General features: G+C 61.5%; 9 protein-coding genes and 1 rRNA gene. 4 read left to right on the top strand and 6 right to left on the bottom strand.

Going from position 1 to position 15,051, the window contains the following annotated elements; all coding sequences use genetic code 11:
* A 5S ribosomal RNA gene (rrf, locus tag ACIP1G_RS31155) occupies positions 1 to 91 on the top strand; the annotation flags it as partial.
* A 234-nt stretch (positions 92 to 325) separates the two neighbouring features.
* Here rrf and ACIP1G_RS31150 read toward each other — a convergent pair.
* The 4 genes from ACIP1G_RS31150 to ACIP1G_RS31135 form a co-directional block, all read right to left on the bottom strand.
* A complete protein-coding gene (locus tag ACIP1G_RS31150; RefSeq protein WP_400744265.1) occupies positions 326 to 2,740 on the bottom strand; it encodes a TonB-dependent siderophore receptor in 2,415 nt (804 codons plus the stop codon).
* 235 nt (positions 2,741 to 2,975) lie between these two features.
* Positions 2,976 to 3,944: a FecR domain-containing protein gene (locus ACIP1G_RS31145; protein ID WP_400744260.1), complete on the bottom strand. Its 969-nt coding sequence runs from the start codon at positions 3,942 to 3,944 to the stop codon at positions 2,976 to 2,978.
* A gap of 4 nt (positions 3,945 to 3,948) precedes the next feature.
* Positions 3,949 to 4,452, bottom strand: coding sequence for a sigma-70 family RNA polymerase sigma factor (locus ACIP1G_RS31140; RefSeq protein ID WP_400744258.1), 504 nt, complete (start codon positions 4,450 to 4,452; stop codon positions 3,949 to 3,951).
* A gap of 111 nt (positions 4,453 to 4,563) precedes the next feature.
* Entirely contained in the window at positions 4,564 to 5,253 is a 690-nt protein-coding gene (locus ACIP1G_RS31135; RefSeq protein ID WP_400744255.1) for a GntR family transcriptional regulator, read from the bottom strand.
* Positions 5,254 to 5,458: 205 nt separating this feature from the next.
* Between ACIP1G_RS31135 and lapG the strand changes: the two genes are divergently transcribed.
* Both lapG and lapD read left to right on the top strand, forming a co-directional pair.
* On the top strand, positions 5,459 to 6,220 hold the full coding sequence (gene lapG / locus ACIP1G_RS31130; protein ID WP_400744252.1) for a cysteine protease LapG: 762 nt from the start codon (positions 5,459 to 5,461) through the stop codon (positions 6,218 to 6,220).
* A 10-nt stretch (positions 6,221 to 6,230) separates the two neighbouring features.
* A complete protein-coding gene (gene lapD / locus ACIP1G_RS31125) occupies positions 6,231 to 8,177 on the top strand; it encodes a cyclic di-GMP receptor LapD (RefSeq protein ID WP_400744249.1) in 1,947 nt (648 codons plus the stop codon).
* Between the two features lie 156 nt (positions 8,178 to 8,333).
* Here the strand turns inward: lapD and ACIP1G_RS31120 are convergent, their stop codons facing one another.
* Both ACIP1G_RS31120 and ACIP1G_RS31115 read right to left on the bottom strand, forming a co-directional pair.
* Entirely contained in the window at positions 8,334 to 9,692 is a 1,359-nt protein-coding gene (locus ACIP1G_RS31120; RefSeq protein WP_400744263.1) for an HlyD family type I secretion periplasmic adaptor subunit, read from the bottom strand.
* Positions 9,693 to 9,699: 7 nt separating this feature from the next.
* Positions 9,700 to 11,856, bottom strand: coding sequence for a type I secretion system permease/ATPase (locus ACIP1G_RS31115; RefSeq protein WP_400744246.1), 2,157 nt, complete (start codon positions 11,854 to 11,856; stop codon positions 9,700 to 9,702).
* A 994-nt stretch (positions 11,857 to 12,850) separates the two neighbouring features.
* Here ACIP1G_RS31115 and ACIP1G_RS31110 point away from each other — a divergent pair.
* A partial coding sequence (locus ACIP1G_RS31110) for a retention module-containing protein (protein ID WP_400744243.1) occupies positions 12,851 to 15,051 on the top strand: 2,201 nt, incomplete at its 3' end.

Here is a 15,051-nt window from a genome sequence, read left to right as displayed (position 1 = left end):
CACCTGATCCCATCCCGAACTCAGCAGTGAAACGATGCATCGCCGATGGTAGTGTGGGGTTTCCCCATGTGAGAGTAGGTCATCGTCAAGATTCAAACCCAAAGCCCCTGTCTGCGATGCAGACAGGGGCTTTGTCTTTTCCGGGCCAGAACTCCAAGGCTCGTGCGATCCCCTGTGTAGGAGCGGCCTCGCGTCGCGATCGGGCGCGCAGCGGCCGTAAAACCTGCATCCCGGATCTGCCAGGCAAACCGTGTCGCCTGGATTGCGGCCGCTTCGCGCCCGATCGCGACACAAGGCCGCTCCTACAAGTAACGCGTATCAGCGGTCAGAACTGATAACTCACCGTAGCACTCACATTGCGCTCCTCACCCATGTAGCAGTAGTTCACGCTGGCACACGAGGTGATGTAGCTTTCATTGGTAAGGTTGTTGGCGTTCAGGCGTACATCCACACCCGTCAGGCCGACCTTGCCCAGGTCGTAGCCGATCGAAGCGTCGAACAGGGTGTAGGAGGGCACCTTCACGCTGTTTTCCGCATCCACCCAGCTGTACCCCACATATCGCACCCCACCACCCAGCCGCAGGCCATCCAGGGCCCCTTGGTGGAAGTTGTAGTCAGCCCACAGCGAAAACATCTGTTTAGGCGCCTGGGTTGGCGAATTGCCCTTGTTGTCCAGGTTGCCCGATACCAGGCTAGGCATCGACTTGGAATATTCGATATCGGTGAAGGTATACCCTCCCAGCAGCTTCAGGCTCTCGGTCAACTGTACATGGGCCTCAAGCTCCAGCCCTTGCGAACGCACTTCACCGACAGGGCGATAGAAGTCCTCGTTTGGCTGTTTCGACGCCAGGTTCTCCTGCTCGATGCGGAACACCGATGCGGTGAACAGATTGTCGCTGCCCGGCGGTTGATACTTGATGCCAGCTTCCCATTGCGTGCCCTCGGTGGGCGCCAGCGGGCGGCCCTCCTGGTCGGATACGGTGTTGGGGTTGAACGACTCCGAGTAGCTGACATAGGGCGCAATACCGTTCTCGAACAAGTAGAGCAACCCGGCACGGGTAGTGAACTTCGAGCGCTGATCACTGACCTTGGTGTCGCTGTCACGGTTCTCTTCGGACACCTTCACCCAGTCCTGACGCAGCCCCAGAGAGAAGCGCCACTGGTCCAGCTCCACCAGGTCCTGCAGGTACACGCCCGTTTGCTGCAAACGCCGCTGGTAGCGGTTCTCGCCCAACACCTGAAGATTGCCATTGCCGTACTGCGGGTTGCCGGCATCCAGCGGGTCGACCGTGCCATAACGCCATGCCACGTCGGCTTTGCGCCGCTGGTAGTCAGCACCCAGCAGCAGGGTGTGCTTGGCCGCCGCGGTAAAGAACTCTGCCTGCAGCATGTTATCGATGATGTACGAATGCAGGCGTTCGTCGCCGCCGGTATAGGCGCGGTTGAGGATATTGCTGTCGGCGTCTGCCCAACCGGCCGAGTACACCTGGTCCATCGACACGTCGGAATCCTGGTAGCGGAAGTTCTGCCGGGCGGTGAACACATCGTTGAAGCGATGTTCGAACTGGTAGCTGAAGGACTGCTGGGTACGCTCGTAGTTGTCGATATCCGGTTCGCCCTCAAAGAAGTGATCTGAGAGGCGCAAGCCGTTGCGCTGGTGCAGCATGCCGTCGGCAGGGTTGCCGCCGTGGTAGCCGCCGTTTGGGTCGTGCTGCAGGTAGGCCTGCAAGGTGAGTGAGGTGTCTTCGCTGAAGTCGATGCTGATGGCCGGCGCGATGGCGTAGCGTTCTTCCTTGTTGTGGTCGAACTGCGTGTCAGAGGCATCCGCCAGGCCAGTCAGGCGATAGGCGATGCGCTTGTCGTCATCCACAGGGCCGCTGAAGTCGAAACCCATGCCGCGCTGGCCCTGGGTGCCGACCGTGGCCTGAACCTGATGATAAGAGTCAAACAGCGGCTTCTTGGTGGTCAGCGCCACCAGGCCACCCGGCGAGCTGCGGCCATATAGCACCGAAGACGGGCCCTTGAGAATGTCGATGCGCTCAAGGAAGTACGGGTCCACCTGCATGGTGCTGTAAGTGCCGTTATCCCCCATCGACTTGAGCCCGTCGACGTAGATGTTATCCACCGAGCCATCGTTGAAACCGCGCATGGCCACATAGTCATAGCGATGGGTGGCACCGTAGGGGTTGGTCAGTACCCCAGGGGTATAGCGCATGGCCTGGGCTACCGTCTGCGAGCCTTGGTCATCGATCTGCTGGCGGGTCACCACCGAGACCGATTGCGACGTCTCCACCAGCGGCATGCTGGTCTTGGTCGCCACCTGGCTGTGCGTGGCGTTGTAGCCCTCTGTGCTACCCAGGGCATTGCCGAGGGTGAAGCTGCGGACATCGGTGTCTGGCAGCGACAGGGCGGCATCCTGGGGCTGTGCCTGCAGCACATAGCTATGCCCGTCTTGGCGGACGGCTTGCAGGCCGCTACCGCTTAGCAACTGGCGCAGTGCCTGCTCGGTGGCGTACTGCCCTTGGAGGCCGTCGGACTGCAAGCCACTGGTGAGCTGTGGCGTACTCGACAGGGTGATACCGGCTTGGCGGGCGAACTGGTTGAGCACCGCATCCAGTTGGCCGGCCGGGATCGCGTAGTGATGGCTTGCCTGGGCGGTTTCAGCTGCCATCGAAAGTTGTGACGTGGCGGTCAGGCCCAAGGCCGTGCTGAGCAGAGCAGCCCGGGCAGCTTTGCGCAAAAGTGCTGAGTGCAAAACAGGTCGAAAATCATTCGCGAGGGAAGGGTGCTTGTACACCGTGTCAATAGGCATGAGTGGTCCGTTGGAGAGTTGAGGGCAGAAGGTGTCGCTTACTGTCCTAGCCGGACCGTCATTCAAAACCCGCCAAAAAATTGAGCGCCGCTACACGGTCCCCTGTAGGAGCGGCCTTGTGTCGCGAAAGGGCTGCAAGGCCGCTCCTACATCGACCGCGTTATCACGTCAGCCTTTCCACCCGCACCCACCAGCGTGTGCGTTGGCGCAGCCGTACAGGCAGCGTCTGCGGCAGCAGCTGCAGCAATTGTTCCGGGTCTTCAAGGCGGAATACGCCTGAAAGGCGCAAATCGGCAATCTCGTCGCTACAGCCCAGGTAGCCATGACGATAGCGGCTGACCTGCGCAAGAAAGTCGAACAAGCGCATGTCCCGGGTAACGATCAGTCCTTCGCTCCAGGCCATCGCATCCATGTCCACGTGTTCCAGCTGCTGTGAACCTTGCGCATCCAGCCGCCAGTCCTGACCGCTTTCAATCCATTGCAGCTGGCCAGTGCCAGGCCGGTGGATCGCCACCCTGCCATGGCTGACACTGACGCGGGTGCAGTCGCTGTCCTGGCGTGCCACGAAGCGCCCTGTGAACCCTTCCAGCAAGGCCTCACGGGTTTGCACCAGCAAGGGCTGCTGCAGGTTCGGCGCCTGGCTGCAGGTAATCATCAATTCCCCCTGCTTCAGGTGGATCAGACGCTGCTGGTCGTTGAAGGCCAGGTCCACGGCACTGCGAGTATTGAGTTGCATCAGCGAGCCATCGGGCAGCGTGAAGCTGCGTCGCTCACCCGTGCCGGTGGCGTAGTCTGCTGTCCAGGCGTTGAGCGCTTCCAAGTCTTTGCCCAGCCATGCCGCAGCCCCCACTATGCCAACGCCGCCAAGCAGTTTCAGTGCCTGCCGGCGGTGCAGGCGCCGCTGGCTGGTTTCCAGGGTCTGCAAGGCTACCCCGGCGCCGGGAATGGCGCGCAGGTCGAGGTCCTGGTGCATCTGGATTACCCGCTGCCACGCCTGCTCGTGTTCAGGGCGGGCGTTGCGCCATTGCGCGCACTGGTGCTGCAGACTGGGCTCATAGCCGTGCTCGCGCAGCCTCAGCATCCACAGGATGGCCTGCTTGACCGTTTTCGCGCCAGGTTGTGCGGCGGTCATCGCTTCAGCACTCGTCTTCGTAGCGCAGCACGTAGCAGTGGTACAGCGCATCGGCGATGTAGCGCTCAACGGTACGCACGGAAATACCCATCTGCTCGGCGATGGCCGGGTGCTTCAGCCCCTCGCACTGGGCCAACAGGAAGGCACGGCGTACTTTTGGCTTGAGGCCGTCGAGCATGCGCGCGATGCGCTCCAGCAGTTCAAGCAGCAGCTCACGGGTTTCGGTCGAAGGCGCCAGTGCTTCCGGCACCTGGGCCAACGCCTCAAGGTAGGCCCGGTGCAGCTCCTCGCGGCGCCAGTGGTCGATCACCAGCCCGCGTGCGACCGTGCGCAGAAAGGCCCGTGGCGTGTTCAACTGCAGCTGCTCGCGGCGCTGCAGCAGGCGTACGAAGGTGTCCTGGGCCAGGTCTGCAGCATCGGCGGCATTGCCCAATTTGCTGCGCAGCCAGGCATGCAACCAGCCGTGGTGGTCACTGTAGAGCGTTTGCACGGAATCGTTGCTGGGCATGGGGGAGGGCGCTGGCATCAATGGGCATGAATGATAATTAGTCTCATTGTTGGTGGCGCCGCATCAATTTGCAACCCGTCTGCGCGCAGCATGCGCAAAACCAGTAGCGGGCTAGCGCCCCATTTGGCTATCCAGGTATTTGCGGATCACCTTCGCACCGCCATTGAGGTGCTGCTCCAGCACCGCGATGGCCTCATCCACCAGCTTGTCACTGGCGGCGTCCACCAGGGCGTTGTGATCGTCCTGGGTGAGCTTGCCCAGGCCCATGGAGGAGAGGTGGAAGCGCAGGAAGCGTTCTTCTTCGTTCAGCTCGTTCTCGATCAGGCGCAGCAGTTTCTTGTTCGTCGCCTTGCAGTACAGGGTCATGTGGAACAGCCGGTTCAGGCGGCCCAGCTCACTGTGGCGGGTTTCGTTCTCCAGTTGCTGGATATACCCACGGGCAGTGGCGATGTCGCTGGCATCGAGCAAAGGAATGGACTGGCGCAGCGCTTCGCTTTCCAGCAACACGCGCAGTGCATAGGTGTCTACCGCATCCTCGCCGATCAATGGCGCAACCACTGCGCCCTTGTGCATCTCCACTTTCAGCAGCGATTGCGCTTCAAGCTGGCGCAAGGCTTCGCGTACGGGCATGCGGCTGACGCCGAACAGGGTGGCGAGCTCTTGCTGGCGCACAGCAGTGCCAGGCGGCAAGCGGCCATCGAGAATGGCACTGCGCAGGCGTTCTTCGATCACGCCACGGGCCTGGTGTGGCAACAGCTGCTCGCTGGCCAGCACATTGCTCAGTTTGATTTTATCGGCCACGCGACGCCTGCCTCAACAATGACTAAAGTTGGATCCAATGACACTAGTAACAGCCTGTGGGGGTGTCAAACCTGTGCCGACATTGGTACGGGTGCCCCAAAAAGCGCGGCTATGGTGGATGAAGTCGCCTGCCAAAGGAAGCAGCCTATAGAAGGATCTAACCAGAAAGTGTAGGTCGGCTGACCAGCGGGTGCATGATTGCAGGGTGCCATTGTCTTTTACCTTGGCAAGCCCCACCATCGCTTCTTTCGACTGGTCTGAACAGGGCTTCGCAGTGGCGATATCCTGCCTGCTCAAAACTGTTGTGCAACGTGTCGGCTTTGCCGCGCTGCTGGGCAGTCTGCTGCTGGGCGGTTTGCACGCGGATTGGGACTTTTCCCAGATCAGCCGCAATTCGCAGGCCCTCTATGGGCCGTTGGGTGCCGGCCAGAGCCGCATTGATGCCTGGCAAAACCTGATGGCCGCACAGAAGCAAGGTAGCGAGCTTGAGCGGTTGCAGGTGGTCAACCGCTTCTTCAACCAGCAATTGCGCTATGTCGAGGACATCGACCTGTGGCATGAGGTCGATTACTGGGCCACGCCGGTGCAGGCACTGATCAAAGGTGCTGGGGACTGCGAGGACTACGCCATCGCCAAGTATTTCAGCCTGCGGCGCATGGGCATCCCCAGCGAAAAGCTGCGTATCACCTACGTCAAGGCGTTGCGGCAGAACCGGGCGCACATGGTCCTGACCTATTATTCAAGCCCACAGGCCCAGCCATTGGTACTCGACAGCCTGATGGATGCCATCAAGCCGGCAAGCCAGCGTACCGACTTGCTGCCGGTGTACGCCTTCAATGGCGAAGGGTTGTGGCTGACGGGGGCCGCAGGCAACAAGAAGGTCGGCGATACCAAGCGGTTGTCACGCTGGCAGGATTTGCTGAAGAAAATGCAGGCCGAAGGGTTCCCGGCCGAGCCGGTTTACTGAAGGAGCACAGATGTCACTGTTCAAACAATTGCTGTTGGCCATTTGCCTGTTCCTGGTGGTCGCCTTCAGTGGCAGTTTCATGGTCAGCCTGGAAAGCTCGCGCAGCCAGTACGTCAACCAGTTGCGCTCGCATGCGCAGGATGCTGCCACCGCACTGGCGCTGTCACTGACGCCGAACATCGACGACCCGGCGATGGTCGAGTTGATGGTCAGTTCGATCTTCGACAGTGGTTACTACGCGAGCATCAAGGTCGTCGACCTGGGCTCCAACGCCGTGTTGGTGGAGCGCCACGCCGAGCCGGACCCTGGCGGTGTGCCGCGCTGGTTCGTGCACCTGATTGGCCTGGAAGCGGCCGGCGGTGATGCCATCGTCAGCCGCGGCTGGCAGCAGGCTGCACGCGTCGAAGTGATCAGCCACCCGATGTTCGCCATTGCCAAGCTCTGGCAAAGCGCCCTGGGCAGCCTGGGCTGGCTGCTGCTGTGTGGCGCGGCCAGTGCCGTGCTCGGCGCCTTGCTGTTGCGCCGCCAATTGCGGCCGCTGGACTACATGGTCGAGCAATCCCACGCCATTGCCCGCCGCGAATTCCTCAGCCTGCCAGACTTGCCGCGCACACCCGAGTTGCGCCGTGTCGTGCAGGCGATGAACCAGATGGTCGAGAAGCTCAAGGCGCTGTTTACCGAACAGGCCGAACGCAGTGAGCGGCTGCGCGCCGAGTCCTATCAGGACAGCCTGACCGGGCTGTCCAACCGGCGTTATTTTGAAATGCAGCTGAACACCCGGGTGAGCAACCTGGAGGAAGCGCGTGCAGGCTACCTGTTGTTGCTGCGGGTCCAGGGGCTGGCGGGGTTGAACGCCCGCCTTGGCGGCCAGCGCACCGACCAGCTACTGCAGGCTGTGGGTGAGCAGTTGCGCCGCACCTGTGCCGGCTACCCGGAAACCAACGACCTGATTTCCCGTAGCCGTGGTGGCGAGTTCGCCGTGCTGGCGCCGGGCATGGTGCATGAGGAGGCGGTTCAGTTTGCCCAGGCCCTGGAGGCGACCCTGCAAAGCCTGCATGAGACCGGTGCCAGTGATATCGACCCGGTGGCCTGCATCGGTCTAGCGCCTTACAGCCCCGGTGATGCGCCCCAGGCGCTGCTCAAGCTCGCCGACGAGGCACTGGCCCGCGCGGAGAACCAGCCTGCGCCGGGCTGGGTTTGCCTTGAGCAAGGCGTGGCTGCCGTTGCTGCGGACAGCCAGCATGCCTGGCACGAGCGGCTCGACCAGGCGTTCAACAACGGGCATTTCGAGCTGTTCTTCCAACCCGTGGTGGAATGTAGCGCTGGGCAACGGGTACTGCACCACAAGGTGATTTCACGCTTGCAGGATGGCCAGGGCGAGGCACTGCCGGCGGGCCGCTTCCTGCCCTGGCTGGAACGCTTCGGCTGGATGCCGCGGCTTGACGTGCTGGTGCTTGAGAAAGTGTTGGCGCACCTGCGTGGGCATGACCAGGTGCTGGCGCTGAACTTGTCCGCCGCCACCCTGGCCGACCCCAAGGCCCTGCAGCGGGTCTTCGAGCTGCTGGGGCAGAACGCGGCGCTTGGCCCGCGGCTGATTTTTGAGATTGGCGAAGAGCAATTGCCTGAACAGGCAGCCCTGGAGCAACTCACCCGGCGCCTGCACGGGCTTGGCTTCGGCCTGGCGCTGCAGCGCTTTGGCGGGCGCTTCAGCATGATCGGCAACTTGGCACACCTGGGCCTGGAATACCTGAAGATCGACGGCAGCTACATCCGCAACATCGACCATGAGCAGCACAAGCGGCTATTCATCGAAGCGATCCAGCGCGCGGCGCACAGCATTGATTTGCCGCTGATTGCAGAGCGGGTCGAGACCGAAGGGGAGCGGCTGGTGTTGCAGGAGATGGGCGTGGGCGGGATTCAGGGGCAACTGGTTGGCGAACCAGCGCCCTGGCGCTAGGGGGGGCACGCACTCCCCTGTGGAGCGGCCTTGTGTCGCGATAGGGCCGCAGAGCGGCCCCAGGACTTCAGCAATAGTGAATGAATTGCTGGGGCCGCTCTGCGGCCCTATCGCGACACAAGGTCGCTCCTACAGAGGACCGCGCAAGGTTGGCGATCACCGTTCGCGCAACGCCTCCGAACGCGCCTTCATGATCGGCTTGAGCAGGTAGCTCATGATGGTCTTCTTGCCGGTCATGATATCCACCGTCGCCACCATGCCTGGAATGATCAGCAACGGCTTTTCGTCAGTGCCCAGGTGACTGCGGTCGGTGCGCAGCTTGATCAGGTAGTAAGTGGTCTTCTTGTCTTCATCGGTGATGGTGTCGGCGCCGATCTGTTCCAGCTTGGCCTTGAGCCCACCATAAATGGTGTAGTCATACGCCGTGAACTTGACCGTCGCTTCCTGGCCTGGGTGCAGGAAGGCGATATCCTTGGGCAGGATCTTCGCCTCGACGACCAGGGTGTCATCCAGTGGCACGATTTCGATGATATCGCTGCCTGGCTGGATGACCCCGCCGATGGTGTTCACCAGCAGCTGCTTGACGACACCGCGCACTGGCGAAGTGACCATGGTGCGGTGCACCCGGTCGTCCAGTGCCTTGCTTGTGGCGGTGGCCTTGTTCAGCTCGGTGCGCGCCTCGTTCAACTGGGTCAGTGCTTCGCTGCGGAATTTGCCGCGGGTTTCTTCGATCTTGCTCTGCACTTCGCGGATGGCCGCTTCTGCACGCGGGATGGCCAGCGCAGTGGAGTCCAGCTGGCCGCGGTTTTCCACTTCGGCGCGGCGCAGGCGCAGCACTTCAACCTGGGAGATCGCACCGGTGGCCACCAGTGGCTCGGACATGTTGATCTCTTTACGCAGCAGTTCCAGGCTGTTGGCGTACTGGGCACGCTTGGAGCTGTATTCGCGCAGTTCCTGCTGGCGCTGCACCAACTGCTGCTGCAGGCCGCCAATCTCGTCCTGCAGTTGCTGGCGCCGGCTCTGATACAGCGACTCTTCGTTCGCCGCCTGGCTTGGCGCCGCTTTGCGCAGCTCCTCATCGATTTTCAGCGGCGTGTCACCTACCTCGGCACTCAGGCGCTCGACTCGCAAGGCCATGGCCAGACGGTCGGCCTCGGTTTCACCAACGTTGGAGGCGAAGCGGGTTTCATCCAGGCGCAGCAGCGGTTGGCCCACCTCGACGATCTGCCCCTCCTTGGCGAAGATCTCGGCGACGATACCGCCCTCCAGGTTCTGGATCTTCTGCACCTTGGAAGACGGAATAGCCTTGCCTTCACCTCGCGTGACTTCGTCGATGGGCGCGACGCTGGCCCACACGATCATGAACACGAAGAACAGGATCACGCCCCAGATGGTCAGCCGCACAACCCGCGGCGCGTCTTCGATCAGCGCCTTGTTGACCTCAGGCAGCGGCTGGCCGCCAAGCGAGTCACTGCCTTTGAAGTAGCGCCGCAGGCCGTCCTTGAATTGCCCCATATCCAGCTTATGCAACACTGATCTGCCCCTTCTTCAGCGCATCCATGACCGCGGCTTTCGGGCCGTCGGCGACAATCTGCCCGCGATCGATCACGATCAGCCGGTCCACCAGTGTCAGTAGCGAGGCACGGTGCGTGACCAATAGTACGGTCTTGCCTTCCACCACCGCCTGCAGGCGCTGCTTGAGGCGTTCTTCGCCGGTGTTGTCCATTGCGCTGGTCGGCTCGTCCAACAGCAGGATCTGTGGGTTGAGCAGCAGTGCACGGCCCAGGGCGACGTTCTGCCGCTGGCCGCCGGACAGGTTCTGGCCGCGCTCACCCACTTGCAGCTCGTAGCCGTCCGGGTGCAGCCTGGCGAACTCATGCACGCCAGCCAGCTCGGCTGCCTGCAGGATCAGCTCGTCCTCGATGTAGCGGGCGCCGCTGACCAGGTTGTCGCGCAGGGTGCCGGCGAGCAACTGGATGTCCTGCGGTACGTAACCGATGTTGTGGCGCAGTTCGCTGACGTCAATCTGGCGAATGTCCACGCCATCGACCAACAGCGAGCCGCCATCGGCTTCGTACAGGCCGACGATGAGCTTGGCCAGCGAGCTCTTGCCCGAGCCACTGCGGCCGATGATGCCGACCTTCTCGCCGGGGCGGATGATCAGGTTGATGTTCTTCAGGGCCAGGTTCTGCTGGTTTGGGTAGGTGAAGTCGACCCCGCGGAACTCGACGCTGCCTTGCAGCACCTTGCGGCTCAGTGGCCGCTCTTCAAAGTTGCGCTCTTGCGGCAGCTCCATCATGTGGTCGGTGGAGACCATGGTCACCTTGGCCTGCTGGTAGCGGGCGAGCAGGCCGTTGAGCTGGCCCAGCGGGCCGAGGGCGCGGCCGCTGAGCATGTAGCAGGCCACCAGCCCGCCCATGCTCAAGTTGCCATCGATGATCAGGTACACGCCGACGCAGATCATTGCCACGCCCGCCAGTTGCTGGATCAGCAGGGTAATGTTCATCGCCAGGCTCGACAGCACCTTCACGCGCAGTTCCAGGCGGCTGAGGGTGCCGAGGGTTTGCTCCCACATGTACTGGCGTTCGCTTTCGGCGTTGTTGACCTTCACCGCATCCAGGCCGGCCAGGGTCTCGATCAGGCTGGACTGGCGCTCCGAAGCCAGGGCCATGGTCCGCTCCATGGTCGCCATCAGCGGCCGTTGCAGGGCGTAACCGATGCCCAGGGCCAGCGGGAAGGCAATGATCGGAATCCACACCAGGTGCCCGCCAATGATGGCGATGACGATCAGGATCAGGAGGGTGAAAGGCAGGTCGATCAGGCTGGTCAGGGTCAGCGAGGCGAGGAAGTCGCGCAGGCCCTGGAACTCGTGAATGTTCTGGGCAAAGCTGCCGACCCTTGCCGGCCGATACTTCATCGACATGCCGACGATGCGTTCGAACAGCGTCGCCGAGATGATCAGGTCGGTCTTTTTCCCGGCCAGGTCCAGGCACAGGCCGCGCAGGCCCTTGAGGATCAGGTCGAAGATGTAAGCACCGGCGATGCCGACAGCCAGCACCCAGAGTGTCGAGGTTGCCTGGTTGGGCACCACCCGGTCATACACGTTCATCACGAACAACGGCGCGGCCAGGGCGATCAGGTTGATCACCAGGCTGGCGGCGATGGCGTCAATGTACAGCCACTTGCTGCGCAGCAGGGTGTCGCGGAACCACGACTTCGCCCGCGGGATAAGGTTGCCGTGGTTGACGTCGAACTTGTGCTGCGGCTGGGCGAAGAACACCCGGCCACTGTAGTCGCTCTGCAAGGCATCGCGGCTGACGTGTACTTCGCCACCGTCGCTCTCGCTGAGCAGCAGGCGCGCAGTATCTTCGTTCTCCCAGCCCAGCAGGACGGCACTTCGGCCTTCCTTTAGCAGCAGCATGGCCGGCATGGCGATGCTCGGAATCTGCTCCAGCTTGCGCTGCAGCAGCCGCCCCTGCAGGCCGGCCCGGGCTGCGGCACGGGGCAACAGCTCGGGGCTCAGGCGCTGGGCGGGCAGCGGCAGGCCGGTGGTCAGCATGACTCGGCTGGCGGGTTTCTGGTGCAGGACACACAGGCTCAACAGACTATCCAGCAAGGGATCGTCATGCTGACTGCGTGGATCGTGGCTGAGTTGGACTCGACTGACTTCGGATTCCACGCGGCGCTCTCTTCATCCTTGTGGTGGGTGGGGTGGGTGTGCCGCCGTTCAGGCTTGGTCGGCTCACCCTGGCTTTCAATGGTGCTGCCAAGCAGTGCTGATGAGGGTTACGACACCCTGACGCTTGAGCAGTTGGCCAATGGTCGCCTTGAATCGCTATTGAGTAAACAACTCTACGGGCTTCTTCTTACCAGACGGTGCTGGGAGGCGAATGTTTCATTTCTGATCCAGTCCGCGTCCAGGTTGCAGCTGATTTGCAGCATAGACTGCCGTACAGAGGGCGACACAAGTGCGCTAGGTATCGACATATAGCATTGTCAGGAAACAGGCGCTGATTTGTTGGCGCTATCCTGAAACCAAGTAGTCAAAATTCATCTATAAGAAAGCAGGTCGCAGCCAGTTTGGGCTCTACAATCCGCAGCGCTTTTCCCGCTTATCGGGATAGCAGTATTTGCGTAGTGCTTTGCTATCTCTTTGATCTATGGCAAATCCCAGGGGCCGCTGAAGGCCGGGTCAGGCTGCAGTATCGTACGGGACTGTTTCTGTGCGGTTTCCGGTCAATCGTCTGTCTGTCGGCAGGCAAGGTTTGTGCTTGTACCCAACCACCGATCCGGGCGAGTGACAGGGGGCCCGAATGTTGACGCCAGATTCTTTGATAGCTCCCGATGAACGGTTGTTTTGCAGCTTTATTTTGCGTTGCCGAGGTGTGGAAAAGTCACCGGGAATGACCACCGATCGCGCTTCCCATGATGTGCGACATTTGTCCTTAGCAAACGTTGGCTAGGGTTCGAATATCAATGTGACATTACATTGCCGATTGTTTAGGATGGCCTGTATAAGGTCAATAGTTTGGCAGTTAAGTAATTCCAAATAGTTATAGACGGAATATTGACGTCAAAAAGCGTCAAGAGATCATCGACATAAGTTCCGCCTGAAGTGGCTTACAGCTGCCGCTCTGGCAGGGAAGTACCCACAGGGTCACACGGAGAGTCCAATGAGCAGCGTTGTAGCCATCGTCAAAAGTATTGTCGGCCAGGTTATTGCGGTATCCCCAGAGGGCATCCGGCGTGTACTCATCGAAGGGGACCGTCTTCTGGCTGGTGAGGAAGTGCTCACTGGCCCTGGCGGCGCAGTTACTTTGGAACTGGCTGATGGTCGCCTGCTCGATCTGGGCCGTGACAGCCAATGGAGCGCCGATGCGCCTGACAGCAGCACCGACCTGAGCCAGGCGACTGCTCAAGCCGCGCCGTCGGTGGAAGAGCTGCAGCAGGCGATTGCTGCTGGTGTCGACCCGACTACCGAGCTTGAAGCTACTGCGGCCGGCCCGTCGGCAGCGGGTGGTGGCGGCGCGCTGGGCGGTGGCCACAGCTTCGTGATGCTAGAAGAAACAGCGGGCCGGGTCGACCCGACGGTTGGCTTCCCGACTGACGGGCTGGGCTTTGCTGCCGTGCTGGATAGCGAAGAGGTGGGCCTGCTGGACGCCAATGGCAACAACCTGGTGACCACGCCGACCACGGACACCAACGTTGCTACCGACCTGGTTCTTGGCGCTACCCCTTCCATCAGCGAGGCGGGTGGCGTAATCGTATATACCGCCACAGTTGGCCAGGCGCCGACCACCAACCTGGTCATTACCCTGTCAAACGGTGCCGTGATTGTCATTCCGGCCGGGCAGACCAGTGGTAGCGTCAACGTTGTGGTCCCGGCGAACGATACCCCGTATATCGACGGCGGTCAGATTTCGGCGACCGTAACAGGCACTACCGGTGGTGGCGGGCTGACGGTGACAGTGCCGCAAACGCCGGCGGTTACCCAGGTTACCGATACCGTCGACACCACTACCGCGACCTTGACCGCTTCGCCAAGCGTGACTGAAGGCGGCGTCATTACCTATACCGTGACCCTGAGCAACCCGGCTCAGACCCCGGTGACTGTGACTTTGTCCAATGGCCAGACCATTACCATCGAGGCTGGCAAGACCCAGGGCAGTGTCGACTTCCAGACCCCGGCTAACGACGTCTATAACAATGGTTCGACGGTCAGCACCACGATTACTGGCGCTACTGGTGGCAACTTTGAGCAGCTGACGCCGAATCCAGCGCCGGCAGAGACGGTAATCAGTGACTCGGTTGATACCACCACGGCGACCCTGACCGCTTCGCCAAGCGTCACCGAAGGTGGCGTGATCACTTACACCGTGACCCTGAGCAACCCAGCCCAGACCCCGGTGACCGTCACCCTGTCCAATGGCCAGACCATTACCATCGAGGCGGGCAAGACCCAGGGCAGTGTCGACTTCCAGACGCCTGCCAACGACGTCTATAACAACGGTTCGACGGTCAGCACCACGATTACTGGTGCTACCGGTGGCAACTTTGAGCAGCTGGCGCCGAACCCGACGCCAGCGCAGACCACGATCAACGATTCGACCGACACCACCACCGCAACCCTGACCGCTTCGCCAAGCGCCACCGAAGGCGGCGTGATCACCTACACCGTGACCCTGAGCAGCCCAGCCCAGACCCCGGTGACCGTCACCCTGTCCAACGGCCAGACCATTACCGTTGAAGCCGGCAAAACCCAGGGCAGCGTCGACTTCCAGACCCCGGCCAACGACGTCTACAACAACGGCTCGACCGTTAGCGTGACCATCGAAAGCGCCACGGGCGGTAACTTCGAGCAGCTGACGCCGAACCCGACGCCAGCGCAGACGGCGATCAATGATTCGACCGATAACACCACCGCGATCCTGACGGCGAGCCCGTCGGTCACAGAAGGTGGTGTGATCACCTACACCGTGACCTTGAGCAACCCGGCCCAGACGGCGGTGACTGTCACTCTATCCAACGGCCAGACCATCACTGTCGAAGCCGGCAAAACCCAGGGCAGCATCGACTTCCAGACTCCGGCGAACGATGTCTACAACAACGGCTCGACCGTTAGCGTGACCATCGAAAGCGCCACGGGCGGCAACTTCGAGCAGCTGACGCCGAACCCGACGCCAGCGCAGACGGCGATCAATGATTCGACCGATAACACCACTGCAACGCTGACGGCGAGCCCGTCGGTGACCGAAGGTGGCGTGATCACCTACACCGTGACCCTGAGCAACCCAGCTCAGACCCCGGTGACCGTGACCCTGTCCAACGGCCAGACCATTACCGTTGAAGCCGGCAAAACCCAGGGCAGCGTCGA

Source organism: Pseudomonas sp. NPDC089392 (genome assembly GCF_044749595.1).
In the GTDB taxonomy this organism is placed as follows: domain Bacteria; phylum Pseudomonadota; class Gammaproteobacteria; order Pseudomonadales; family Pseudomonadaceae; genus Aquipseudomonas.
This window is presented reverse-complemented; position numbering and strand designations above follow the sequence as displayed.

Coding starts and splice junctions, on each gene's coding strand:
- ACIP1G_RS31145 (WP_400744260.1), bottom strand. CDS start 3,944: ATGACCGCCGCACAACCTGGCGCGAAAACGGTCAAGCAGGCCATCCTG.
- ACIP1G_RS31140 (WP_400744258.1), bottom strand. CDS start 4,452: ATGCCCAGCAACGATTCCGTGCAAACGCTCTACAGTGACCACCACGGC.
- lapD (WP_400744249.1), top strand. CDS start 6,231: ATGTCACTGTTCAAACAATTGCTGTTGGCCATTTGCCTGTTCCTGGTG.
- ACIP1G_RS31120 (WP_400744263.1), bottom strand. CDS start 9,692: ATGGGGCAATTCAAGGACGGCCTGCGGCGCTACTTCAAAGGCAGTGAC.